Below are 22,007 nucleotides of genomic sequence, written 5' to 3' on the forward strand. Positions count from 1 at the left end.
ATGAGCTGGACTGAAATCGTCATCGAAATCGCGCGTGACCACGCTGAAGCCCTTTCCGAGGCGCTGATGGACGTGGGCGCCCTGTCGGTTTCCGTGGAAGACGCGGACGAAGGCACCGACGCCGAACGCCCGCTGTTCGGCGAGCCGGGCATGGAGCCAACCGAAGCGGCGTGGGATCACAGCCGCGTAGTCGCCCTGACCGACGAAGATGACGACCAGGCCGTGATCGTTGCGGCCGCTGCCGGCCAGATCGGCCTGACCACCCTGCCGAAGTTCACCACCCGCAAGGTGGAGGAGCAGGACTGGGTGCGTCTGACCCAATCGCAGTTCGCGCCTATCCCGATCGGCAAGAACATCTGGGTGGTGCCGTCGTGGCACGAAGCGCCGAATCCGGACGCGCTGATCCTGGAACTCGATCCAGGCCTGGCGTTCGGCACCGGCAGCCATCCGACCACCCGTCTGTGCATGGAGTGGCTGGAAGCCAATCCGGCGCCGGGCAAGACCGTGCTGGACTACGGCTGCGGTTCCGGCATCCTGGCCATGGTGGCCAAGAAGGTTGGCGCCGGCGAAGTGGTGGGCGTGGACATCGATCCGCAAGCGATCGAGTCGGCGGCAGACAATGCCGTCCGCAACCATTGCGAGATCGAATTCTTCCTGCCGGATAGCTTCGCCGAGTCGCAGCATGCGACCCAGCGTTTCGATATCGTGGTCGCCAACATCCTGTCCAGCCCGCTGAAACTGATGGCGCCGATGCTGTCCGGCCGCGTGGCCGACGGCGGTTCGCTGATCCTGTCGGGCGTGCTGGCGCGCCAGGCGGAAGAAGTGGCGGCGGCATACGCGCCGTTCATCAAGCTGGGCGTGTGGGCCGAGCAAGAAGGCTGGGTGGCGCTGCATGGCCGCCTGGGTAGCGATACCGTTCCGCCTGCACGTTCGGAACAATAAGCGCAGCATCAATGGCGCTCGCCACTAAATGCCCCCACTGCAACACGGTATTTCGGGTCGCTCATGACCAACTGAAATTACGTGGGGGCATAGTGCGCTGTGGCTCCTGTAATGAAGTCTTTGATGGCAACGCGGCCCTGCTGGAGCCGCCGACGCCACTCCCGGTTTCACCTCTTCCGGAAGCGACTCCCTTCGACCAGAAAATGGCCGCGCTCGACACGCGCGCCGCCGAAGTGCTGGCCGCCGAGGAAGCTGAACCGCTGCTGGAACTCGATACGGTCGAGCCGGCAGAACCAAACGATACGCCAGAGCTGGCCGAAGCTGAGCCAGAGCCTGAAGCCGAGCCGGAGCCGGAACCTGAGCCCGCGCTGGATGAAGACACGCCAACGCCCTTCCCGCTGCCCGCCGAGCCAGCCATGCTTTCGGCCGACCGCGACGCCCTGTTCGACCTCGATCTGGACATGGAATCCGAGCCGGACCTTGAAGCCAGCATCGATCCCGAACTCGCGCCGCAACCGCTGCTGGACGATGTCATCAGCGCCGACACCCTGAGCGACGCCGAACTGGAAGCCGCGCTGGAAGCCGAACTGGCCGTCATGGAGCAATCGCTGGGCGACGTCCAGCACGACGCCGACGGCCTGCCCATCTCCGCCGATCACGACACCCTTTCCGGCGGCCGCCGCGAACCGACCTGGGACGAGCCGCCGCTGGAAGAGCTGCAAGCGGGCGCCGGTCCAGCCCTCAGCGCCGCCTTCGCCGCAGCCGCCGATGCCGTCTTTGCCGCCGAAGCCGAAGACACCCACACCGCCGCCGACAACGACGATGCGCCAACTGCGCCGCCGCCAACACCACCCGCCGTCCGCCCCCTGCGCGACGACGAACTGGAAGAAGTTGACGAAGAAGCCCTGGTCCAGCTGTCCAGCGTCGGCATGTCGCAAGCGCAAAGCGCCAGCGCACACGCCTACCTGCGCGCCGCCAGCGCCGAAGAATCGCCGTCCCACGAAGACCACGCCGAGCCGGACGAACCAGGCTTCGTCAAACGCGACCGCCAACGCCAGAAGTATGGAAAAGCCACCACCATCGCCATGAGCCTCGGCTCCCTGCTGCTGGTGGCTGCCCTGTTTGGCCAGGCCATCACCACCTTCCGCAACACGCTGGCCGCCGCCATGCCGCCGCTAAAGCCGGCGCTGACCGCCGCCTGCACGGCGCTCGGCTGCAAGATCGAACTGCCGACGCAAATCGACGACCTCACCATCGAACAGGGCGAACTGCAAACGCTGAGCGAGACCGCGTTCTCCTTCGCCACCCTGCTGCGCAACCAGAGCGCCACCGCGCAAGCCTGGCCGTCGATCGAACTGACGCTGGACGACGCCAACGACAAACGCATCCTGCGCCGCGTGTTCACGCCGCGCGACTACCTGAATCCCGACGTCGCGCTGGACAAGGGATTTGCCCCGCACACCGAACAAGCCGTTAAACTCTACTTTGAACTTCACGATCTGAAAGCATCCGGCTATCACATCGCCGTCTTCTACCCTTAAAGACCTATCATGACCCAGACCTCTCTGATTTGCGGCTCGATCGCCATCGACACCATCCTGAGCTTCCCGAACCGCTTCGACAGCATTCTGCTGCCGGACCAGCTGCACAAGGTGAACGTGTCGTTCCTGGCGCCGACCATGCGCACGGAATTCGGCGGCTGCGCGCCCAACATCGCCTACAACCTGCAACTGCTGGGCGGATCGCCGCGCATCGTCGGCGTCATGGGTCAGGACAACGCCGCCTACATGGCGCGCTTTCGCAAACTGGGTCTGGCCACCGACAATATCCTGATCAAGGAAGACGCCTACAACGCCCAGTGCTTCGTCACCGCCGACCAGGATAACAACCAGATCAACGCCTTCCACCCGGGCGCCATGTCGTACGCGCACGAGAATGACATCGCCAAGGCCGGCCCGGCGCGCATCGCCATCATCTCGCCGGACGGTCACCTGGGCATGAAGAAGCACGCTGTCGACCTGGCCGACCTGCAGATCCCGTTCATCTTCGATCCGGGCCAGCAGCTGCCGATGTTCAACGGCGAAGAGCTGATTGAATTCATCGACAAAGCCACCTACGTCACCACCAACGATTACGAGATCGAGCTGCTGACCGAGCGTACCGGCCTGACGCAGGCGGACATCGCCAGCCGCGTGGAAGCGCTGATCATCACGCGTGGTGAGCAGGGTTCGGAGATTTACACCAAGGGCCAGCGCATCGACATCCCGGCCGTGCCGGTGGCGGAAGCGCTGGATCCAACCGGTTGCGGCGACGCCTATCGCGCCGGTCTGCTGTTCGGCATTACCAATGGCTGGAGCTGGGAGACCACCGGCCGCCTGGCCAGTTTGCTGGGCGCGATCAAGATCGCCCACCGCGGCGCGCAGAACCACCACTTCACCGCGGCGGAAATCGCCGACAAGTTCGAAGCAGCCTTCGGCTACCGCTTCTAAAAAAAAGCCCTGTGGCCGTGCGGCGATCTTGAGCGCCGCAGCACACAGGGCTTTTCTCTTTAATGTCCGCTGAAGGCCACGCCTAACAGCAGCTGCGCAATTTGCAGCAGGATGATCGCCACCAGCAGCGACAGATCCAGATTCCCCACCAGCGGCACCACGCGACGGATAGGCCGCAGCAGCGGTTCATTGAGCGCGCGCACGAACGGCGCCAGCGGCGCATGCGGATTGACCCAGCTGAAGATCGCCTCGATCACCAGCAGCGCCATGAAACCGTACAGTATCCACTCCAGGAAGCGCTGCACCGCCGCCAGCAGCACCAACTGCGCCGGCCAGCCGGCCAGGAACATCACTGACGTCGCCGCCAGCACGATCACAAACGCGCCAATCAAACTGGCCCAGTCATATCCGCCCACGCCCGGCACGATGCGCCGCAACGGCCGCACCAGCCAGTCCGACAATTGGAAGGTGAACTGCGCCACCGACGACGGTGGCCGCACGCGGATCGCCTGCATCCAGAAACGCAGCAGCAAGGCGCCGCCCAGCAGCACAGCGATGGCGTCGACAATCAACTTGAGAATACTAATCAGCACGGAACCCCTCCAATAAAAAAGCCGCTGTGTGATTGTCTCACACAGCGGCCATTTGCCTTAGCAGGCGTCTAAGCGATGAGCTTAGGACGGACGCGTGCTGGTTGGGAACGGCCAAGCAGCGGCCGGCGCCAGAACGGTTTTCGCAGCTGGAGCAGCAGCGGCCGGAGCGGCTGCTGGAGCAGGAGCGGCGGCTGGTTTAGCGGCTTCCTTTTTTGGAGCAGCTTTTTTCGGCGCGGCTTTTTTCACTGCTGGCTTGGCAGCTGGCGCAGCTGCTACTGGAGCAGCGGCTACTGGGGCTGCGGCCGGAGCGACGGCTGGCTTGCCGGCTGGTTTAGCTGCTGGCTTAGCGGCTTTCTTGACAGCTGGTTTAGCGGCTGGTTTGGCAGCGACTTTAGCAGCTGGCTTGGCAGCTGCTTTAACTGGCTTTTTTGCTGCTGGCTTAGCCGCGACCTTTGCAGCCGGTTTGGCTGCTGCTTTTACTGCTGGTTTTTTGGCAGCGACTTTAGCAGCTGGCTTGGCAACGGCTTTTTTAGCTGCTGGCTTAGCGGCAGTTTTAGCAGCTACTTTTTTGGCAGCTGGTTTGGCAGCGACTTTTTTCGCTGCTGGTTTAGCGGCGACTTTTTTAGCGGCTGGCTTGGCGACGGCTTTGGCAACAGCTTTTTTCGCTGCTGGTTTAGCGGCTACTTTTTTGGCTGCTGGCTTGGCGGCGACTTTTTTCGCTGCTGGTTTAGCGGCGACTTTGGCGACGGCTTTTTTAGCTGCTGGCTTAGCGGCGACTTTTTTCGCTGCTGGCTTGGCTGCTACTTTAGCTGCTGGTTTAGCTGCTACTTTAGCGACAGCTTTTTTAGCGACTGGCTTGGCGGCGACTTTTTTCGCTGCTGGTTTAGCGGCTACTTTAGCTGCTGGTTTAGCTGCTGCTTTTTTCACTGCTGGTTTGGCGACAGCTTTTTTCACTGCTGGCTTAGCGGCAGCTTTGGCAGCTGGCTTGGCAGCGGCTTTAGCGGCAACTGGTTTTTTTGCAGGAGCTGCTGCTTTAGCGGCGACGGTTTTTTTTGCTGGTGCGGCAGCTTTCTTAGCTGCTGGTTTCTTTGCGGCGGTAGCCATGTTTAGTTCTCCTTCATCGGGGATGGGAAAAAATTCATTACAAGATTTAAACCCGTCCGACCCGGAATTGGGCCAGGCGAATTATTCATCGGCGCAAACCAACGTGGTTTGCGCTAATGAATTCGGCACTAGCTGAACTGCTGCATCTCCTCACAAGTGCAGCGCTTCAGCCATCGATCCACCCGCTCTCCATAGCTGGAACAGCGTGCGGACACAAATCTTGTCGCGACGTTTTGCGGTGGTCCGGGCGTGTACTCAGCTCCAGGAACCTGCGTCGCAGCCACGTCGCGGTTTTCGTTTTCAAACAAAAAACCGCCCGGCCTGAATCAGATCAGGCAAGACGGTTGAACAAAAACGACGACGTGGTCTTGTGCATATGGTGTGAATCTATATCCCGTGTTCGGTCTTCACTGCTCGGTTCTCACTACGTGGTGCGTACTTCTCAAATTTCAACGCACTTTTAAACACGTATTTTCAATTTCGTAAAGTACACGAAAACCTCATCGTTACGCAACCGGCACGTTAGATATTCGCGCGCTTTTTATCGACTTGCGCTCGCCATCTCACATTCACATGCCGCTTCAACGTACTCGTTTGCGTCACCGCGCACTCTTCACGCGCGCTCAATCGGGTTCGGGAAGTACCGCGCGCATCGCGCCGGAAAAATCGCACTTCAAAGTAAGCCTTATACCGCCTGGGCTTCTTCGACGTCGCCGTTTTTGGCTGGACAATCGCGTCACCCGCTTCCGAATCCGAGAGCGCTTGCGCATCGCATGCGCGCCGCAACCACTCGCTGTTTTTAATTCGTCGCGATTATGAGACAGAGTAAGGCGAATAGCAAGCGGAATACAGCGGTGCGCCGCATCGCGCCTGCGTTTTAGAAGAGGTGATCGAACGCCGATCGCGCGTCGCAGTGCGCGCGCGTGGCGATGTAAATCGGCGTTAAGGCAAGCCGCGACAGGCGGCGTTTGAAATGCGGCGACGCCTAGCCGGCGTCTTCCGACTTACGGTGGACCATCCATTCGTTCATGTCGGAAGCCATCCGTTTGAGCAGACGCGCCAGATCGCGGCGCTCGGCGTTGGTCCAATCGGCCATCAACTCGCCGACCAGTTCCTCGCGCATGCGGTCGATGGCGTCGGCCATCTCGCGCCCCGCTTGCGTCACCTCCGCCTCACGCACCCGCTTGTCGCGCGCGCCGGCGCGGCGCACCACCAGACCCAGTTCGTCCAGCCGCGCCACCTGGCGGCTGACGGTGGTGTAGTCGCGCCCCACCACATCGGCCAGTTCCACCACGCCGATCGGACCGCGACGGTCGATGCGCACCAGCAGAGGAAGCAGCGCGCGTTCGAGCGGCATGGCCATCTCGGACATCAGGGTGACGTCGGGCTCAGGGCGGCTCATGAAGCCGATGATGTCGAGCAGCGCGTCATGCATTTCGCGGATATCTTTATTCATATGTGCATTGTACACATAATTATTGACACGATTTTGGGGTCGGAATATTATGTGCAAAATACACATATCAAGGAGCACCTCATGGATACTGACGTTCTGATTTGCGGCGCCGGCGCTGCCGGCCTGACACTGGCGATCGACCTCGCGCGCCGCCATATTCCCTTCGTGCTGATCGACCAGGCGGAGACGCCGTTCGCCGGTTCGCGCGGCAAAGGCATCCAGCCACGCACGCTGGAAATCTTCGAAGTGCTGGACGTCGCCGACCGCATGATCGCCGCCGGCGGCTACTATCCAGCCCAGCGCCACTACGCCACCGACGGCAGCTACCGCGACGAAGCCAGCATCGCCGCCAACGCCGCCACGCCGGCCGAACCTTACGGCCAGCCGCTGATGCTGCCCCAGCATCTGACCGAAGGCATACTGCGCGCGCGGCTGGCGGAGCTGGGTCATGCGCCGCGCTACGGTCACACGCTGGCCGGCTTCGAGCAGAGTGACTGCGCAGTCACGGCGCGCGTGACGTCGGCGGCCGGCGAGATCGTGGTGCAGGCGCGCTACCTGATCGGCGCCGATGGTGGCCGCAGCTTCGTGCGCAAAACGCTGGCCATCGACTTTCCTGGCGAGTCGCTGAATGCGCGCGCGGTGGTGGCCGACCTGTCGCTCAGCGGTCTGACGCGCGACGTGTGGCATCGCTGGGGAAGCGGGTCAAAGCAGATCAGCCTCTGTCCTTTGCAGGGCACCGAGTTGTTCCAATTGCAGATGCCGATCCCGCTCGCTGGCGCGTTCGATCTGTCGGACGCCGGCCTCGCCGCCGTCATCGCCGAGCGCACCGGCCGTTCGGATATCGAAGTGCATGCGGTGCATTGGCGCTCCGACTACGCGATGAGCGCGCGGCTAGCAGAGCGCTACCGAGTCGGCCGCGTGCTCCTCGCCGGCGATGCCGCGCACGTGCATCCGCCAACTGGCGGCCAGGGACTCAACACCAGCGTGCAGGATGCGTGGAACCTCGGCTGGAAACTGGCGGCGGTGCTGCGCGGCGCCGACGACGCGCTGCTCGACACTTATGAAGCGGAGCGCCGCGCGATCGCCGCCGAGATGCTCGGCATGTCGACGCAGCTGCTCGACGCCGCCCGCCTGCGAGGCGACCTGCGGCGCGGACGCGAACAGCAGCAGCTGGATCTCGGCTATCCGGATTCGCCACTGTCACTCGACGAACGCCAAGACCAACGCGGCGACGCACCGCTGCGCGCCGGCTACCGCGCACCGGACGCGCCATGCATCGGTGCCGGCGGCCAGCCGCTGCGTTTGTTTTCGCTATTGAAATCGGGAGATTGGATAATGCTGCGCTATGAGCCGAGCGCAAACGTCACGCCGCTGATCACGCCACGCCGCAGCCTGCGCATCATCACCGTCGGCCAGCACGCCGAACTACGCGACCACGAAAACCACCTGCGCACCGCGTACGGTTTCGCCCCTGGCGACATCGCCCTGCTCCGCCCCGACGGCTACCTCGCCGCCCTCACCCACGACGAACACAGTCCCGCGCTGAAGGAATACATTGATCGACTAGTGCGTTAGCCGCCGCCGCTCCAGACGCTCCCGCGCATCGGCAAGCGCGGAGCGCAGCTGGCGTTCCAAATCCGCTTTTGGCGGCAGCTCGGTCCAGTATTCGGCCACGGTGATGCCATCCTTATGCATCTGCAGTAGCTCCACCTGCTCGTGGCTAGACTCCGCGCACAGGATCAAACCGATCGGCGCCTCCTCGCCGGGCTGGCGCTCAAACTTGTCCAGCCAGCGGAGATACAATTCCATCTGCCCCTTGTGCGCCGCCTTAAAGCGCCCCAGCTTCAACTCGATCGCCACTAGCCGGCGCAGGCGACGATGAAAAAAACAGCAGGTCGAGGTAAAAGTCCTCGCCGTCGATAATCATTCGTTTCTTCCGCTCGACGAAAGCGAAGCCTGTGCCCAGCTCCAGGATAAATGCCTTCAGCTCAAGCAGAATCGCTCCCTCAAGATCCGCCTCATCATAGCCGTCCCGTAAACCAAGAAAGTCCAAAAAATACGGATCTTTAAAAATTCCAGCCGAAGTAACCTCATGAGACTCCGGATTGGCGATCTGGCTACGATCATAGCTTTTGCGCTCAATCTGCCGACGCAGCTCCCGCACGCTCCAACTCTGAGCAATACTCTGCTCGGCGTAATACCACCGTGCTGCCTCGATCTTCAACGGGATTAAAAGCAAGAAATGACTCCAGCTCAATCTTCGTGACAGTGTCGCGCCTTTTTCCAGATCGGGGAAAGTTTGCGCAAGCTGCACCATACGGTAAAGATTTTTAACCTCAAAACCGCGCCCGTACTCCCCTGCTCGCTTGCGCCCAAGTAAAAACTCGACATCCTGCGCTAATGCAAGGTCAGATTTACTCATGACAATTCTCCCTGTGGCCATACCAGAGATCACTCTTACGCCCAGCCTCAAAACCGATATTGATCTGGCCCAAATGAAAAAACCCCGCAGTGCGGGGCTTTGAGGAGGTGCGGCTGGAGATTAATCCCAGTTCAGCGCGCCGCCGGTCTGGTATTCGATGACGCGGGTCTCGAAGAAGTTACGTTCTTTCTTCAAGTCGATCATCTCGCTCATCCATGGGAATGGATTTTCTTCCTGGTCGAACAGCGTTTCCAGGCCGATCTGCGTGGCGCGACGGTTGGCGATGAAGCGCAGGTAGCCTTTGAACATGGTGGCGTTCAGGCCCAGCACGCCGCGTGGCATGGTGTCTTCGGCGTAGGCGTACTCCAGGTCCACCGCTTGCAGGAACAGCTGCTTGATCTCTTCCTTGAACGCAGGCGTCCACAGCAGCGGATTTTCCATCTTGATGGTGTTGATCAGGTCGATGCCGAAGTTGCAATGCATCGATTCGTCGCGCAGGATGTACTGGTACTGCTCGGCAGCACCCATCATCTTGTTCTGGCGGCCCAGCGCCAAGATCTGGGTGAAGCCGACGTAGAAGAACAGGCCTTCCATCAGGCAGGCGAACACGATCAGCGATTTCAGCAGTTTCTGGTCGTTTTCCACGGTGCCGGTGGTGAAGGCCGGGTCGGTCAGCGTGTCGATGAACGGGATCAGGAACTCGTCCTTGTCACGAATCGATTTGACTTCGTTGTAGGCGTTGAAGATCTCTTGCTCGTCCAGGCCCAGCGATTCGACGATGTACTGGTAGGCGTGGGTGTGGATGGCTTCCTCGAACGCCTGACGCAGCAGGTACTGGCGGCACTCCGGCGCGGTGATGTGGCGATAGGTGCCCAGCACGATGTTGTTGGCGGCCAGCGAGTCGGCGGTGACGAAGAAGCCCAGGTTGCGCTTCACCAGGCGACGCTCGTCGTCGGTCAGGCCGTTCGGGTTCTTCCACAGCTCGATGTCGCGCTGCATGTTGACTTCCTGCGGCATCCAGTGGTTGGCGCAGCCGGCCAGGTATTTGTCCCAGGCCCATTTGTACTTGAACGGCACCAGCTGATTGACGTCGGTTTTGCCGTTGATGATGCGCTTGTCGTCGGCGTTGACGCGCAGCGCGACTTGCTCAGCCGTGCCTTCGCTTTCCAGCGCGGCTTGGTTGATAGCTTGTTTGGCCGGTGCGGCCTCTTCGTCCCAGGACAGCGACATATTCAATTCCTCTATATATATATGTAGTACTGCGCCGTCCCCACTCAGGCGGGGACGGCGCGCTTTAGATTACTGGCAGGCTTCGCATTCCTCGAAACCGTCGTCGCCTGGACGCAGGTAGCAGGCTTCGCCATCGGCTTCGGCCGTCACGGCTGCGGCTGTAACCGGAGCAACCGGTGCTGGCGCCGCAGCCATGGCGCTAGCCGACATGCCGCCGTCCACTGCCACCGCGTTCAGCGCGCCGGTCTTGGAAGTCGACTTCTCGGTATGGGTCGCCGAGGTGGTGCGCAGGTAGTAGGTGGTTTTCAGGCCACGCAGCCATGCCAGCTTGTAGGTCTCGTCCAGTTTCTTGCCCGAAGCGCCAGCCATGTAGATGTTCAGCGATTGGGCCTGGTCGATCCACTTCTGACGGCGGGAAGCCGCTTCCACCAGCCAGCTTGGCGACACTTCGAAGGCGGTGGCGTAGATGTCGCGCAGGTCGTTCGGGATGCGGTCAATCTTGGCCAGCGAGCCGTCGAAGTATTTCAGGTCGGCGATCATCACTTCGTCCCACAGGTCACGCGCCTTCAGGTCACGCACCAGGTAGGCGTTGATCTCGGTGAACTCGCCCGACAGGTTGGACTTCACGTACAGGTTCTGGAAGGTCGGTTCGATGCAAGCCGACACGCCGATGATGTTCGAAATGGTTGCGGTCGGCGCGATCGCCACGCAGTTCGAGTTACGCATGCCGAACTTGGCGATGCGCTCACGCACCGGGGTCCAGTCCATGGCCGCTGACAGGTCTTGCTCCAGATAGCCGCCGCGTTCTTCGGCCAGCAGCTTGATCGAGTCCTGTGGCAGGATGCCGCGATCCCACAGCGAACCTTTGTACGACGCGTAGTGGCCGCGTTCTTCCGCCAGTTCGGTCGAAGCCAGGTAAGCGTAGTAGCAGACGGCTTCCATCGAGGTGTCGGCGAACTGCACCGATTCCATCGACGAGAACGGCACACGCATCATGTGCAGGCAGTCCTGGAAGCCCATCACGCCCAGGCCGACCGGACGGTGACGCATATTGGCGTTACGTGCTTTTTCGACGGCGTAGTAGTTGATATCGATGACGTTATCCAGCATGCGCATGGCGGTACGGATGGTCTTCTGCAGCTTGACGTGGTCCAGCTTGCCTTCTTTCATGTGCGCCGGCAGATTGACCGAACCCAGATTGCAGACGGCGATTTCGTCCGGACCGGTGTTCAGCGTGATCTCGGTGCACAGGTTCGAGCTGTGGACCATGCCCACGTGCTGCTGCGGCGAACGGATGTTGCATGGGTCTTTGAAGGTGATCCATGGGTGGCCGGTTTCGAACAGCATCGACAGCATCTTGCGCCACAGGTCCAGCGCCTGGATTTTCTTGAACACGCGGATTTCGCCGGCGGCGGCCTTGGCTTCGTAGCCCAGGTAGGCTTTTTCGAAGGCCTTGCCGACCAGGTCGTGCAGGTCCGGGGTGTCCGATGGCGAGAACAGGGTCCACTCGCCTTTTTCCATCACGCGCTTCATGAACATGTCCGGAATCCAGTTGGCGGTGTTCATGTCGTGGGTGCGGCGGCGGTCGTCGCCGGTGTTTTTACGCAGGTCCAGGAACTCTTCGATGTCCATGTGCCAGGTTTCCAGGTAGGCGCAGACTGCACCCTTGCGCTTGCCGCCCTGGTTGACTGCCACGGCAGTGTCGTTGACCACTTTCAGGAACGGCACCACGCCTTGCGATTTGCCGTTGGTGCCCTTGATGTGGGCGCCCAGTGCGCGGACTGGCGTCCAGTCGTTGCCCAGACCGCCGGCGAATTTCGCCAGCAGTGCGTTTTCTTTAATCGCGTCGTAGATGCCTTCCAGGTCGTCCGAGACGGTGGTCAGGTAGCACGACGACAGCTGCGAACGCAGGGTGCCCGAGTTGAACAGGGTCGGGGTCGACGACATGAAGTCGAAGGTCGACAGCAGGTTGTAGAACTCGATGGCGCGTGCTTCGCGGTCGGTTTCGTTCAGGGCCAGGCCCATGGCGACGCGCATGTAGAACGCCTGCGGCATTTCGATGCGAACGTCGCGGATGTGCAGGAAGTAGCGGTCGTACAGGGTCTGCAGGCCGATGTAGCCGAATTGCAGGTCGCGGTCGGCTACCAGGGCTTTCGACAGGCGCGCCAGGTCGAACTCGCCCAGTTTGGTGTCCAGCAGTTCGGCGGCGATACCTTTGGCGATGTATTGCGGGAAGTAGGTCACGTACTCGGCGGCGGCGTTGGCTTGCGCCACTTCCTTGCCGAAGACTTCTTTACGAATCGTGTGCAGCAGGATGCGGGCGGTCACTTGCGAGTAAGCCGGATCCTTTTCCATCAGCGCGCGGGCAGCCAGGATGGCGGATTTGTGCAGCTCTTCGACCGGCACGCCGTCGTACAGGTTTTTCAGGGTTTCAGCGACGATGGCGTCGGCATCCACGTGTTTTTCCAGGCCGATGCAGGCAGCATTGATCAGGCCGGTAACGCGCGACAGTTCCAGCGGCTTGCGCTCGCCGTTTTCCAGCACGCTGATTTGCGGTGCATCGACGGTGGCGGCCGAACCTTGGGCTTCCTTGGCGGCGCGGCGCTCTTCCATATGCTTGGCGCGGTACAGCACGTAAGCGCGGGCGACGTCGTGTTCACCCGAGCGCATCAGCGCCAGTTCCACCTGGTCTTGCACGTCTTCGATATGGAAGGTGCCGCCGGATGGCTGGCGGCGCACCAGGGCGGCGACCACGCTGGCGGTCAGCTCTTCCACCAGTTCGCGGATACGGGCCGAGGCGGCGCCCTGGCCACCGTTGACGGCCAGGAAGGCCTTGGTCACGGCAACTGCAATTTTCGACGGTTCAAACGCGACGACCGCGCCGTTACGGCGGATGATGCGGTAATCACCGAGCGCGCTGGCGGCCACGGCTGGGCTGCTGGCGGTACTCGCAGCGGCGGCTGGTACCAGCGCTGGGTTGATGGTGATGTCTTGAGTAGATTGCATTTAAGCTCCCCGATAACAACGTGCAGTCAGTGCTGCGCCGCGTGTGTAGTGTAAAAAAACCGTGTTAAACCGACCAGGCATACTTGCCACTAGTTTAAGATTCAGTGTCTTGCGAACCACTAGATCTAGTGACAGGTCAGAACCTATCCACTGATTGTAGTGGTCACACCGGAGCACGGCAAGTGAGAAATTTTGATGTTTCCAGCAATTTTGCTCTTGACTTTAAGGAAGCCCTATCAGCAAGCCAAGTTCAGCGCTAGCAGCTACTAACATTGCTTCTTTCTTAAGCAGATTTTGATAACATTCCCAATCAAATAATGGCCCGGGATCGGTTTTCCGGCCCGGTGCGATGTGTTCGTGGCCTTGTATATCCGTCAACGGATAGTGTCGCCGCAGCGCCACCGTCAGGTCGGCCAGCGCCGCATACTGCGCCGCTTCAAAGGCCACGAAGTCGCTGCCTTCCAGCTCCACGCCGATTGAAAAGTCATTGCATTTTTCGCGGCCGCGAAAACAGGAGCGGCCCGCGTGCCAGGCGCGGTCGTTAGCAGAAACATACTGCATGACGCGGCCATCGCGGCGGATAAAAAAGTGGCTGGAGACCTTCAATCCGCGCAGGTCGGCGAACGAGGGGTCAGCATTATAGTCCATCCGGCCGGTCAGCAGGTCGGACACGTGCGGGCCGCCGAACTGGCCGCCCGGCAGCGAGATGTTGTGGACCACCAGCAGCGTGATGTCGGCCGGCACCGGGCCCGGGCGGGCGTCGAAGTTGGGGCTGTCGTAACGCGTGGCCTGCGGCAGCCAGCCGTCGAACCCGCTCACGCCTCCGGCTCCTGGATATTCAGCTTCTGCATCTGGTAGCGCAGCTGGCGGAAGCTGATGCCCAGCAGCTGCGCCGCCTGGGTGCGGTTGAACTGGGTCTGCGCCAGCGCCCGCAGGATGATGTCGCGTTCGACCTGGATCAGGTAGTCGGGCAGGTTGGCCGGTAGCGCGTCCGGCGCCACCGCCGCCGGGATGGTCGAGGCCGGGAGTGCAGCCGCGACGGCAACCGGCGCCGCCGGCTCGGCCAGCGCCGCCTCGGCCATGCGCGCGCCTTTCAGCGACAGGTCGCCGACTTCGATCACGCCATCGTCGGCAAACGCCAGCGCCCGCTCCAGGATATTTTCCAGTTCGCGCACATTGCCAGGGAAAGAGTAGCCGCGCAGCGCCGCCAGCACGCCCTGCCCCAGCACAACCTTATTCTCAAACGTGCCCAGCCGGGCCAGGATGGCGTCGGTCAGCACACCGAGGTCGTCCAGCCGTTCGCGCAGCGGCGGCAGACTGAGTTCGATCACATTCAGGCGGTAGAACAAATCCTGGCGGAAGCTGCCCTGCTCCACGCACTGCGCCAGGTTTTTATGGGTCGCACTAATAATACGCACATCGACCGGCTCCTCGGCGGTGGCGCCGATCTTGCGCACGCGCCGTTCCTGGATGGCGCGCAGCAGCTTGACCTGCATCGCCAGCGGCAAATCGGCTACTTCGTCCAGCATCAGGGTGCCGCCGTTGGCCGCCTGGAAGAAGCCCTCGCGCTCGTCGGCCGCGCCGGTGAATGCGCCTTTGCGGTAGCCGAAGAACTCGGCCTCCATCAGCGCTTCCGGAATCGCGCCGCAGTTGACGGCGATGAAAGGCTGCGCCGCGCGTGAACTTTGCGCGTGGATTTCGCGCGCCGCCAGTTCCTTGCCGCTGCCCGACTCGCCATTGATGGCGATCGGCGCCATCGAGCGCGCCAGCCGGGCGATCTGCGCGCGCAGCGCCTGGATCACCGCCGACTCGCCGCGCAAACGGCTGGCGATCGGTGCTGCGGCCGGCGCCTGCCCTGCCGCCGGTTCGGCGTTCAGCCGCAGCGCCGACTGCACCATCAGCCGCAACTGGTCCAGCGCCACCGGCTTGGAGATGTAATCGAAGGCGCCGGCTTTCAGCGCAACCACCGCATTGTCGGCGCTGCCGAACGCCGTGACCACCGCCACCGGCGTGTTCTTGCAAGCGGCCGCGATCTCACGCACCAATTCCAATCCGAGGCCGTCCGGCAAGCGCATATCGGTCAGCACCAGCTGGTATTCTGTGCCGGCCAGCAGCGCGCGCGCCTCGCCCAGAGTGGCGGCGCTGTCGACGTCCAGCCCCATTTTCAGCAAGGTCAGTTCCAGCAGTTCGCGCAGATCGGCCTCGTCATCGACAACCAGAACACGCGGCGAACGTGGCGTATGAGCACTCATCAAACAGCCTTTCCTTGCTTCTGCCCAGGCCAGGCGAAGGTGATTACAAACCGCCCGCTCAACGACGGGCTGCCATCGGCGCCGGTCTTGTTATCGAAACGATACTCATAGTCCAGCCGCGCCTCGTTATTCAAGCACAATTCCCGCGCCAGATACAGCCCCAGTCCGGTGCCCTTGCTGGAGGTGGTGTAAAACGGCTCGAACAAGTGCGCGCGCACTTCCGGCGAAATGCCGGGGCCGTCGTCCTGCACATGCAGTTCGAGACGCTGCGCGCTGTCGCGCACCACGTTCAGGCGGATCGACGCCGGGCCACCGCTGGCGTAGCGCACCGCGTTGTTGAGCAGGTTGAGCACAACTTCGCGCAAATGCAGCGCATCGAAACGTACTTGCGTGTCCGCCGCCGCCGTCAGGCCGAGGATGTCCGGCGCCAGGTTGTGGGTCTCGATGAATTCGCTCCGCAGCTCGGCCAGAAAGACATCCAGCGCCAGCGGTTCGCTGTGCGGCTGCACCTTGCGCGACAGTTGCAGGATGTCCTCCACCATGCGGTTGACGCGCGCCACGTTGTCGCCGACGATCTTCAGCAGGCGCTGATGTACCGGGTCGCTCAAGTCCTCGCCCAGCAGCGAGGTCGCGTGGCCGATCGCCGACAGCGGATTGCGCACCTCGTGCGCGATGCTGGCGGTCAGCCGCCCCATCGACGCCAGCTTGAGTTGCTGCGCCTGGTTCTCGATGCCGGTCACGTCCTGCAGGAAGATCACGCTGCGTTCGGCCCCCAGGCCGTCAGTGTCGGCGGCGGCGAAGCGCACTTTCAGATGCGCGGCCAGGTCGCGGCGCGCGCTCCAGGCGGCGGTCAGGCCTTCCAGCGCGGCGTCGTTGAACGGTTTGATGGTGATGAAGGCGGTCGAGCGGGTAGCGTCGTCGCGCCATTCCTCGTAAGCCTGCGTCAGCGGCGACAGCGAGGCGGCCGCCGACAGCTTGAATTTCAGCTCCGGCCCCACCAGCCCCAGCATCTGCTGCGCGGCCGGATTGCCGGCAAACACACGGCCGTCCGCATCCACCACCAAGATGCCGTCGCCGATATTCGCCATCACCAGCCGGTTGACGGCCTGCTGCACATTGATCTCGACCCCACGCCGGCTGGCCAGTTCCTCCTGACCGATCAGCTTGGCCGCCATGCGGTTGACCACCAGCACCACCGACAGAAAAGCGGCGCCATACAGGCCGGCCTGCATCACATCGCGGTCGCTATCGGTCAGGAAGATTTGCCAGGTGCTGTCGCCCAGCAGGAACAAGGTCACCAGCGAAGCGCAGAACAGCGCGATCACCAGCGGCGCCAGGATGGCCAGCCCGGCCAGCGGGAACAGGTACAGGATCGCCAGCCCGCTGCGCATGCCGCCGCCGGCCAGATACAGCACCGAAATGATGGCCAGGTCGCAGGCGATCTGCGACAGCAGCTGCACCGAAAAGCGGCGCTGCACGTACACCGCCGACAGCGCGAAACCGATCGACAGTCCAAGGTAAGCCAGGCAGATTTTCAGGTAAAAATACTGGTCGACCGCGTGCAGGCCACGGCTGTCGAAACTCAGATAGACCAGCAGCACCAGCGCGATCACCACGCGGGTGGCGTTGAGCGTCTGCAGCGAGCGCCAGAAGGTTGCGCGCGAGTCGGCCGTCAGGGCTTGCAGGCGCGCGAACATGGGGTGCTGGGGACGTTAGGCGGACGGCAGTGCGGCATGGGCCGCGCTGCAATAGTCGCGGCCATTGGCCTGCACCGTTTCCGAGGCAGGATAGAACACGCCGCAATGCGCGCATTGCAGCATCACTTCGGCGTCATTGGCGGCCTGGGTGGCGGCGCGCGCCTTGTAGGTTGGCTGCGGTTGCGGCTGCGCCGCCTGCGGCGGTGGCTGGCGGAACTGCTGCTGATGGCGCTTCTGCGCCGCGCGGATCTTCGAGCGGACCGCGAAAATCACCAGGAAAACCAGTCCCAGCCAAAAAATAATACGGCTCATGCCCAACCCTTATGCAAAACTACCTCAAACACAAAACGGCTGCCGACATAGGCCAGCAGCAGCGTCGCAAACCCGGCCAGCGTGAAGCTCAGCGCGGTCTTGCCGCGCCAGCCACGGAAACGGCGGCCCGCCAGCAGCGCGGCGAACAGCACCCACGACAGCAGCGTAAACACCGACTTGTGATCCCACTTCAGCGCCTGGCCGAACAACTGCTCCGAGAACACGATACCAGACAACACGGTCAGGCTCAGCAAAGTAAAGCCGAAGCCGATCATGCGGAACAACAGTTTTTCCATGGTCAGCAACGCCGGCAACTGGTCCAGCGCGCCGGACAGGAAGGACTTCTTGTCGCTGCGCGCATGCAGGCGCGACTCCTGCAAGGCCATCAGCACCGCGTGGAAAGCGGCGATGGTCAAGGTGCTGTAAGCCATGGTGGCGATGGCGATATGCCAGCCGAACAGCGGCGACTTGCCCTCCAGCGGCACCAGATTGCCGGGAAACGCCACCTGCAGCGCGGCGGCGCCAGCGGCAAACGGCATCACCAGCCGGCGCATGCCGTCCAGGCTGAAATTCCGGTTTTCCAGCCAATACGCAGCCACCGACACCCATAGCGCCGACGACAGCATGGCCGCAAAGCCAAAGCGCAGCTCGCCGCCGCCGGCAATGTCGGCCCACAGGCCGATGCCGTGCAGCAGCCAGGCGGCCAGGGTAACGGCTGAAATCAGGCCGCCACGGCGCGATGGCAGAGCGGCGCACAGGATGTACAGCGCAATGGCTGCAATAAAGGAATAGATCTGCATGCCCCCAGTTTACACTATCGCCTCAGTCCACGGCGGCCATGCGCAGCTCGTCGCGGTGATGGCGTTGCTGTTCTTCCATCACCAGCTGGCCCAGCTCGCGTTTTAGCGCATTGAATTCGGCGGCGGCCGGGTCGCGCAGGCGCGGCAGGTCCACCAGCAGGTCGCGCTTGACGGTGCCGGGGCGGTAGGTCATCACCACGATGCGGTCGGCCAAATAAATCGCCTCCTCGATCGAGTGGGTGACGAAGATGATGGTCTTTTTCAGCTCGGCCCAAATACGCAGCAGCTCGTCCTGCAGGTTGCGGCGCGTGAGCGCGTCGAGCGCGCCGAACGGTTCGTCCATCAGCATGATCGGCGAATCCAGCGCCAGCACGCGGGCGATCGCCACCCGCTGCCGCATGCCGCCGGACAGGTCTTTCGGATAGCGGTTGCGGAAATCCTGCAAGGACAGCATGGTCAGCAGCTTGTCCACCGTGGCGTTGATCTGCTCCTTTGGCTGGCCCTTGATCTGCAAGCCGAAGGCGACATTGTCGGCCACCGTCATCCACGGAAACAGCGCATATTCCTGGAACACCATGCCGCGCTCGGGGCCGGGCGCGGTGACCAGCTTGCCGTCGGCGGTGATGGTCCCGGACGACGGCGGCGCAAAGCCGGCCACCGCGTTCAGCAAGGTCGACTTGCCGCAGCCGGACGGCCCCAGCAGGCAGACGAACTGGCCCTGCGGAATCTCCAGGTTGATGTCCTTGAGCGCCGCCACCTCGCGCTCGGCGGTCTGGAAGACTTTGTTGACTTGCGAAACCACGATGTGCGCGTTCATCAATTCTCCAGGCCGCGGTGCCAGCGCAGCAGATGGTTATTCAGCTTGTTCATGGCGACGTCGATCGCCAGGCCGATCAGGCCGATGGTGATCATGCCGGCGATGATCTTGTCCGACCAGAAGTATTCGCGCGCCTCCAGGATGCGGAAGCCGAGGCCGTTATTCACCGCCACCATCTCGGCCACGATCACCACGATGAAGGCGGTGCCGATGCCGATCCGCACCCCTGACAGGATGTACGGCACGGCCGCCGGCAGAATCACCCGGGTAAACATGGTGAAGCCGGACGCGCCCAGGTTGCGGGCCGCGCGGATATAAATACCATCAACCTGGCGCACGCCGGCGATGGTATTCATCAGCACCGGGAAGAACGCCCCCAGCGCGATCAGGAACACGGCCGGTGGATTGCCCAGCCCGAACCACAGCATCGACAGCGGAATATAGGCAATCGGCGGAATCGGCCGCACCATCTGCACCAGCACGTTGAACCAGTCGTAGACGCGGTTGCTCATGCCCATCGCCAGGCCAAGCGGCAGCGCCAGCCCGCCACCGATCAGGAAACCCACCACCACCCGGTACAGGCTGCTGATGGAATCGGTGATCAGCTCACCGGAAACGGCCCAGTGCAGCCAGCTGCCGGCCGCCGCATCGTAGGGCTGCAACGGCAGCAAATAGGCGATCCACTTCTCCGCCACCGCCAGCGGCGACGGCAGCACCTGCGGATTGACCCAGCCCATCACCGCCACCGTCTGCCACAAGGCCACCACCACGGCCGGCAGCACCAGACCGATGCCGATCTGCCGCCATGACGAAGAAGCGGCTGCCATTATTTAACGCCCAGCGATTTCTTGGCCGCTTCCAGCAAGTCGGTCTTGACCCAGTCCTTGGCCACCGGCGGCTTGCTCATGCGCCCGACGCCGGTCTTGACCATGACGTCGGTGGTGATCTGGATGTGCTCGGGCGTGATGTCGTAGCTGTACGGCGAATTGCCGATGGCGTCGTCGAAATCGTCCTTGGTGATCTGGCCCTTGAACACCACCTCGCGCACATACTTCTCGGCCACGGCCTTGTTGTCGATAAAGGTCTTGGTGGCCTGGATGAAGCAGTTCATGAACTTCTCGGCCAGCGGCCGCTTCTCTTTATAGAACTTCTCGGTCATCACCATGGTGCGGATCGGCTCACCGATCGGCGTGTCGTAGGGCTTGATGATTTCGGTGCCGAAGCCCTTGTTGATGGCCTGCGACGACTGCGGCTCGGACTGCATCATGGCGTCGATCTGCTTGCCCAGCAGCGCCTGGTTCAGATCGGCGTAGGCCAGGAACACCAGTTGCACGTCCTTGCCCGGCTGATCGGAAACGCTCAGGCCGTTCTGCTGCAACTCGGCCAGCAGCAGCACTTCCTGGATGCCGCCGCGCGTCACGCCGACTTTTTTGCCCTTGAGATCCTTGACGGTTTTCAGCTTGAGGTCGGCGCGACTGACCAGTTGCGCGCCGCCCTTGGCAAAGCCGGCCACCACATAAATCGGCGCGCCGCCGGCGCGGCCGGAAATCGCCGCCTCGGATGCGGTGGTGCCGACATCGAGCTCGCCGGCAATAATCGCCTGCATCACGTCGAGGCCCTTGGCAAACACCCGCTCCTCGACCTTGATGCCGCACTTGGGGGCGATTTCTTTGATATAGGAGACGGCGCCGTAGTGGGCAAACTTCAGATTCCCCAGCCGGACCACTTCCTGGGCCTGGGCATTGCCCATCATCACGATGGCCGCCGTAGCGATGAGTTTCACGAACGATGTCAGTTGCATGCTGTCTCTCTCCTTGATGTCAGGCCGGCGGCCACTACTTTATTGTGTTCCGATCATACCAAGTGACACCATTTGTTACACAATCCTGTTAGTGAATTTCATTCCAATGTTGCTTTTTTGTGATCGCATGGCAATACGACATTTTTTGTAAAATAAACAAACCCACGAAGACACTTTCGATCCTGCCCTCGCTGCCCCGACCACCACTTTGCTGCTCAGCGCCTGCGTGGCGGTGAAAGTAGTGGCGGCGCCGGCACGCTGTTGGCCAGCAGCGGCGCCAGCGTCAATGACACGCCACCGGCCACGGTGGCGTGTCATACCCATGTGACGGTCAACGTCAACGCCAGCGCCGGCGGCGTCAGCAAGTCGCTGACGCTGACCGTGTTTGCCGATCCGGGCGCGCCTGGCCTAAGCATCGTCAGCGGCCGCCTGAACGGCGATCTGTTCAATTCGCCCACCGACGGCCCGGTCGCCACGGCACGCTTCGGCGATTCGCTCGCCGTGACGGCCGATCCAGCCGGCAATCTGTACGTCACCGGCGCCTGCCGCACCCCGTCGCGCCTGTTTGGGCTGACACTGCGCAAGATCAGCGCCGCCGCGCGCTTCCTGACGCCCACCGTCATCGAACTCGACAGCGGCGAAAACCTGTACGTCGCCGACAAGGACAACACCGCGCTGCGCAAGATCAACGCGGCGGCCGACGTCACCACCGTCAGCGCGCTGACGGCCTCGCTCAACGCCGCCCCCAACAGCAACACCTACCGCACCGCCGGCACCATCATCTGCACCACCCGGCAGGCGTCGACAGCGTGGTCGCCCACGTCCACACGCTGCCGGGCGTGCTGAACACCATGATCGGGCTGCGCCCGTTCGGCCTGGTGCCCACCGGACCAGCCACCTACGCGCTACTCGTCAGCAATGGCCACTATTTCTCCAACGAGGCCATCCTCCAGCTGGTGGTGGCGCATTAATTAGTTGGCAAGCAAAATTCAAAAATTGTGATGCGAATCACATTTTAAGACCGTGAAAGGGCATAGCATGCCATTGTGAAATCAGAAACATAACCCTTTCTGCAATGGAGCTATC

General features: G+C 62.1%; 21 protein-coding genes. 6 read left to right on the forward strand and 15 right to left on the reverse strand.

Annotated features, from left to right (window positions below; genetic code table 11):
• From prmA to GTP69_RS16910, 3 genes are read left to right on the forward strand one after another with little or no spacing between them, the layout of a single operon-like run.
• Positions 1–942 (forward strand): 50S ribosomal protein L11 methyltransferase, encoded by a 942-nt coding sequence (gene prmA / locus GTP69_RS16900; RefSeq protein WP_161055955.1) that lies wholly within the window; start codon positions 1–3, stop codon positions 940–942.
• An 11-nt stretch (positions 943–953) separates the two neighbouring features.
• The gene (locus GTP69_RS16905; RefSeq protein WP_161055956.1) at positions 954–2,483 is read left to right on the forward strand and encodes a DUF3426 domain-containing protein; all 1,530 of its coding nucleotides are present in this window, start codon (positions 954–956) and stop codon (positions 2,481–2,483) included.
• A gap of 9 nt (positions 2,484–2,492) precedes the next feature.
• A complete protein-coding gene (locus tag GTP69_RS16910; protein WP_161055957.1) occupies positions 2,493–3,431 on the forward strand; it encodes a carbohydrate kinase family protein in 939 nt (312 codons plus the stop codon).
• Positions 3,432–3,490: 59 nt separating this feature from the next.
• Here the strand turns inward: GTP69_RS16910 and GTP69_RS16915 are convergent, their stop codons facing one another.
• The 3 genes from GTP69_RS16915 to GTP69_RS16925 all read right to left on the reverse strand — a co-directional run bounded on the left by GTP69_RS16915 (position 3,491) and on the right by GTP69_RS16925 (position 6,584).
• The gene (locus GTP69_RS16915) at positions 3,491–4,024 is read right to left on the reverse strand and encodes a YggT family protein (protein WP_371867977.1); all 534 of its coding nucleotides are present in this window, start codon (positions 4,022–4,024) and stop codon (positions 3,491–3,493) included.
• Between the two features lie 81 nt (positions 4,025–4,105).
• Positions 4,106–5,128 (reverse strand): transcriptional regulator, encoded by a 1,023-nt coding sequence (locus GTP69_RS16920; protein ID WP_161055958.1) that lies wholly within the window; start codon positions 5,126–5,128, stop codon positions 4,106–4,108.
• 985 nt (positions 5,129–6,113) lie between these two features.
• Positions 6,114–6,584, reverse strand: coding sequence for a MarR family winged helix-turn-helix transcriptional regulator (locus tag GTP69_RS16925; protein WP_229260992.1), 471 nt, complete (start codon positions 6,582–6,584; stop codon positions 6,114–6,116).
• 81 nt (positions 6,585–6,665) lie between these two features.
• Between GTP69_RS16925 and GTP69_RS16930 the strand changes: the two genes are divergently transcribed.
• The gene (locus GTP69_RS16930; protein WP_161055959.1) at positions 6,666–8,159 is read left to right on the forward strand and encodes an FAD-dependent oxidoreductase; all 1,494 of its coding nucleotides are present in this window, start codon (positions 6,666–6,668) and stop codon (positions 8,157–8,159) included.
• Here GTP69_RS16930 and GTP69_RS31380 read toward each other — a convergent pair.
• From GTP69_RS31380 to GTP69_RS16985, 12 genes are all read right to left on the reverse strand, one after another.
• Complete coding sequence (locus GTP69_RS31380; protein WP_371867978.1) at positions 8,148–8,444, reverse strand: PDDEXK nuclease domain-containing protein; 297 nt, start codon at positions 8,442–8,444, stop codon at positions 8,148–8,150. The genes GTP69_RS16930 and GTP69_RS31380 overlap by 12 nt on opposite strands.
• Positions 8,413–9,006, reverse strand: a complete 594-nt coding sequence (locus GTP69_RS31385; protein WP_229260994.1) for a PDDEXK nuclease domain-containing protein — start codon at positions 9,004–9,006, stop codon at positions 8,413–8,415. The genes GTP69_RS31380 and GTP69_RS31385 overlap by 32 nt, the downstream gene beginning before the upstream one ends.
• A gap of 120 nt (positions 9,007–9,126) precedes the next feature.
• Complete coding sequence (locus GTP69_RS16940) at positions 9,127–10,236, reverse strand: ribonucleotide-diphosphate reductase subunit beta (protein ID WP_110845188.1); 1,110 nt, start codon at positions 10,234–10,236, stop codon at positions 9,127–9,129.
• Positions 10,237–10,305: 69 nt separating this feature from the next.
• Entirely contained in the window at positions 10,306–13,242 is a 2,937-nt protein-coding gene (locus GTP69_RS16945) for a ribonucleoside-diphosphate reductase subunit alpha (protein ID WP_161055960.1), read from the reverse strand.
• 222 nt (positions 13,243–13,464) lie between these two features.
• Positions 13,465–14,061 (reverse strand): 1,6-anhydro-N-acetylmuramyl-L-alanine amidase AmpD, encoded by a 597-nt coding sequence (ampD, locus tag GTP69_RS16950; protein WP_161055961.1) that lies wholly within the window; start codon positions 14,059–14,061, stop codon positions 13,465–13,467.
• The gene (locus tag GTP69_RS16955) at positions 14,058–15,494 is read right to left on the reverse strand and encodes a sigma-54-dependent transcriptional regulator (RefSeq protein ID WP_161055962.1); all 1,437 of its coding nucleotides are present in this window, start codon (positions 15,492–15,494) and stop codon (positions 14,058–14,060) included. Before GTP69_RS16955 ends, ampD begins: the two co-directional genes overlap by 4 nt.
• Positions 15,494–17,191, reverse strand: a complete 1,698-nt coding sequence (locus GTP69_RS16960; protein ID WP_161055963.1) for a sensor histidine kinase — start codon at positions 17,189–17,191, stop codon at positions 15,494–15,496. The genes GTP69_RS16955 and GTP69_RS16960 overlap by 1 nt, the downstream gene beginning before the upstream one ends.
• A gap of 15 nt (positions 17,192–17,206) precedes the next feature.
• The gene (locus tag GTP69_RS16965) at positions 17,207–17,503 is read right to left on the reverse strand and encodes a PP0621 family protein (protein ID WP_110845193.1); all 297 of its coding nucleotides are present in this window, start codon (positions 17,501–17,503) and stop codon (positions 17,207–17,209) included.
• The gene (locus GTP69_RS16970; RefSeq protein WP_161055964.1) at positions 17,500–18,303 is read right to left on the reverse strand and encodes a cytochrome C assembly family protein; all 804 of its coding nucleotides are present in this window, start codon (positions 18,301–18,303) and stop codon (positions 17,500–17,502) included. Before GTP69_RS16970 ends, GTP69_RS16965 begins: the two co-directional genes overlap by 4 nt.
• Positions 18,304–18,325: 22 nt before the next feature.
• The gene (locus GTP69_RS16975; RefSeq protein ID WP_202424454.1) at positions 18,326–19,120 is read right to left on the reverse strand and encodes an ABC transporter ATP-binding protein; all 795 of its coding nucleotides are present in this window, start codon (positions 19,118–19,120) and stop codon (positions 18,326–18,328) included.
• Positions 19,120–19,947, reverse strand: coding sequence for an ABC transporter permease (locus tag GTP69_RS16980; protein ID WP_161055966.1), 828 nt, complete (start codon positions 19,945–19,947; stop codon positions 19,120–19,122). Before GTP69_RS16980 ends, GTP69_RS16975 begins: the two co-directional genes overlap by 1 nt.
• The gene (locus GTP69_RS16985; protein WP_161055967.1) at positions 19,947–20,921 is read right to left on the reverse strand and encodes an ABC transporter substrate-binding protein; all 975 of its coding nucleotides are present in this window, start codon (positions 20,919–20,921) and stop codon (positions 19,947–19,949) included. Before GTP69_RS16985 ends, GTP69_RS16980 begins: the two co-directional genes overlap by 1 nt.
• 261 nt (positions 20,922–21,182) lie before the next feature.
• Between GTP69_RS16985 and GTP69_RS16990 the strand changes: the two genes are divergently transcribed.
• Together GTP69_RS16990 and GTP69_RS16995 are read left to right on the forward strand one after the other, a co-directional pair.
• Complete coding sequence (locus GTP69_RS16990; RefSeq protein WP_161055968.1) at positions 21,183–21,767, forward strand: NHL repeat-containing protein; 585 nt, start codon at positions 21,183–21,185, stop codon at positions 21,765–21,767.
• On the forward strand, positions 21,731–21,892 hold the full coding sequence (locus GTP69_RS16995) for a hypothetical protein (RefSeq protein ID WP_161055969.1): 162 nt from the start codon (positions 21,731–21,733) through the stop codon (positions 21,890–21,892). Before GTP69_RS16990 ends, GTP69_RS16995 begins: the two co-directional genes overlap by 37 nt.
• Positions 21,893–22,007: the final 115 nt, after the last annotated feature.

The organism is Duganella levis, assembly GCF_009857605.1.
In the GTDB taxonomy this organism is placed as follows: Bacteria; Pseudomonadota; Gammaproteobacteria; order Burkholderiales; family Burkholderiaceae_D; genus Rugamonas; species Rugamonas levis.

Coding starts and splice junctions, on each gene's coding strand:
- GTP69_RS16955 (WP_161055962.1), bottom strand. CDS start 15,494: ATGAGTGCTCATACGCCACGTTCGCCGCGTGTTCTGGTTGTCGATGAC.
- GTP69_RS16925 (WP_229260992.1), bottom strand. CDS start 6,584: ATGAATAAAGATATCCGCGAAATGCATGACGCGCTGCTCGACATCATC.
- GTP69_RS16930 (WP_161055959.1), top strand. CDS start 6,666: ATGGATACTGACGTTCTGATTTGCGGCGCCGGCGCTGCCGGCCTGACA.
- GTP69_RS16945 (WP_161055960.1), bottom strand. CDS start 13,242: ATGCAATCTACTCAAGACATCACCATCAACCCAGCGCTGGTACCAGCC.
- GTP69_RS16980 (WP_161055966.1), bottom strand. CDS start 19,947: ATGGCAGCCGCTTCTTCGTCATGGCGGCAGATCGGCATCGGTCTGGTG.
- GTP69_RS16970 (WP_161055964.1), bottom strand. CDS start 18,303: ATGCAGATCTATTCCTTTATTGCAGCCATTGCGCTGTACATCCTGTGC.
- prmA (WP_161055955.1), top strand. CDS start 1: ATGAGCTGGACTGAAATCGTCATCGAAATCGCGCGTGACCACGCTGAA.
- GTP69_RS16985 (WP_161055967.1), bottom strand. CDS start 20,921: ATGCAACTGACATCGTTCGTGAAACTCATCGCTACGGCGGCCATCGTG.
- GTP69_RS16940 (WP_110845188.1), bottom strand. CDS start 10,236: ATGTCGCTGTCCTGGGACGAAGAGGCCGCACCGGCCAAACAAGCTATC.
- GTP69_RS16905 (WP_161055956.1), top strand. CDS start 954: ATGGCGCTCGCCACTAAATGCCCCCACTGCAACACGGTATTTCGGGTC.
- GTP69_RS16975 (WP_202424454.1), bottom strand. CDS start 19,120: ATGAACGCGCACATCGTGGTTTCGCAAGTCAACAAAGTCTTCCAGACC.
- GTP69_RS31385 (WP_229260994.1), bottom strand. CDS start 9,006: ATGAGTAAATCTGACCTTGCATTAGCGCAGGATGTCGAGTTTTTACTT.
- GTP69_RS16920 (WP_161055958.1), bottom strand. CDS start 5,128: ATGGCTACCGCCGCAAAGAAACCAGCAGCTAAGAAAGCTGCCGCACCA.
- GTP69_RS16910 (WP_161055957.1), top strand. CDS start 2,493: ATGACCCAGACCTCTCTGATTTGCGGCTCGATCGCCATCGACACCATC.
- GTP69_RS16960 (WP_161055963.1), bottom strand. CDS start 17,191: ATGTTCGCGCGCCTGCAAGCCCTGACGGCCGACTCGCGCGCAACCTTC.
- GTP69_RS16965 (WP_110845193.1), bottom strand. CDS start 17,503: ATGAGCCGTATTATTTTTTGGCTGGGACTGGTTTTCCTGGTGATTTTC.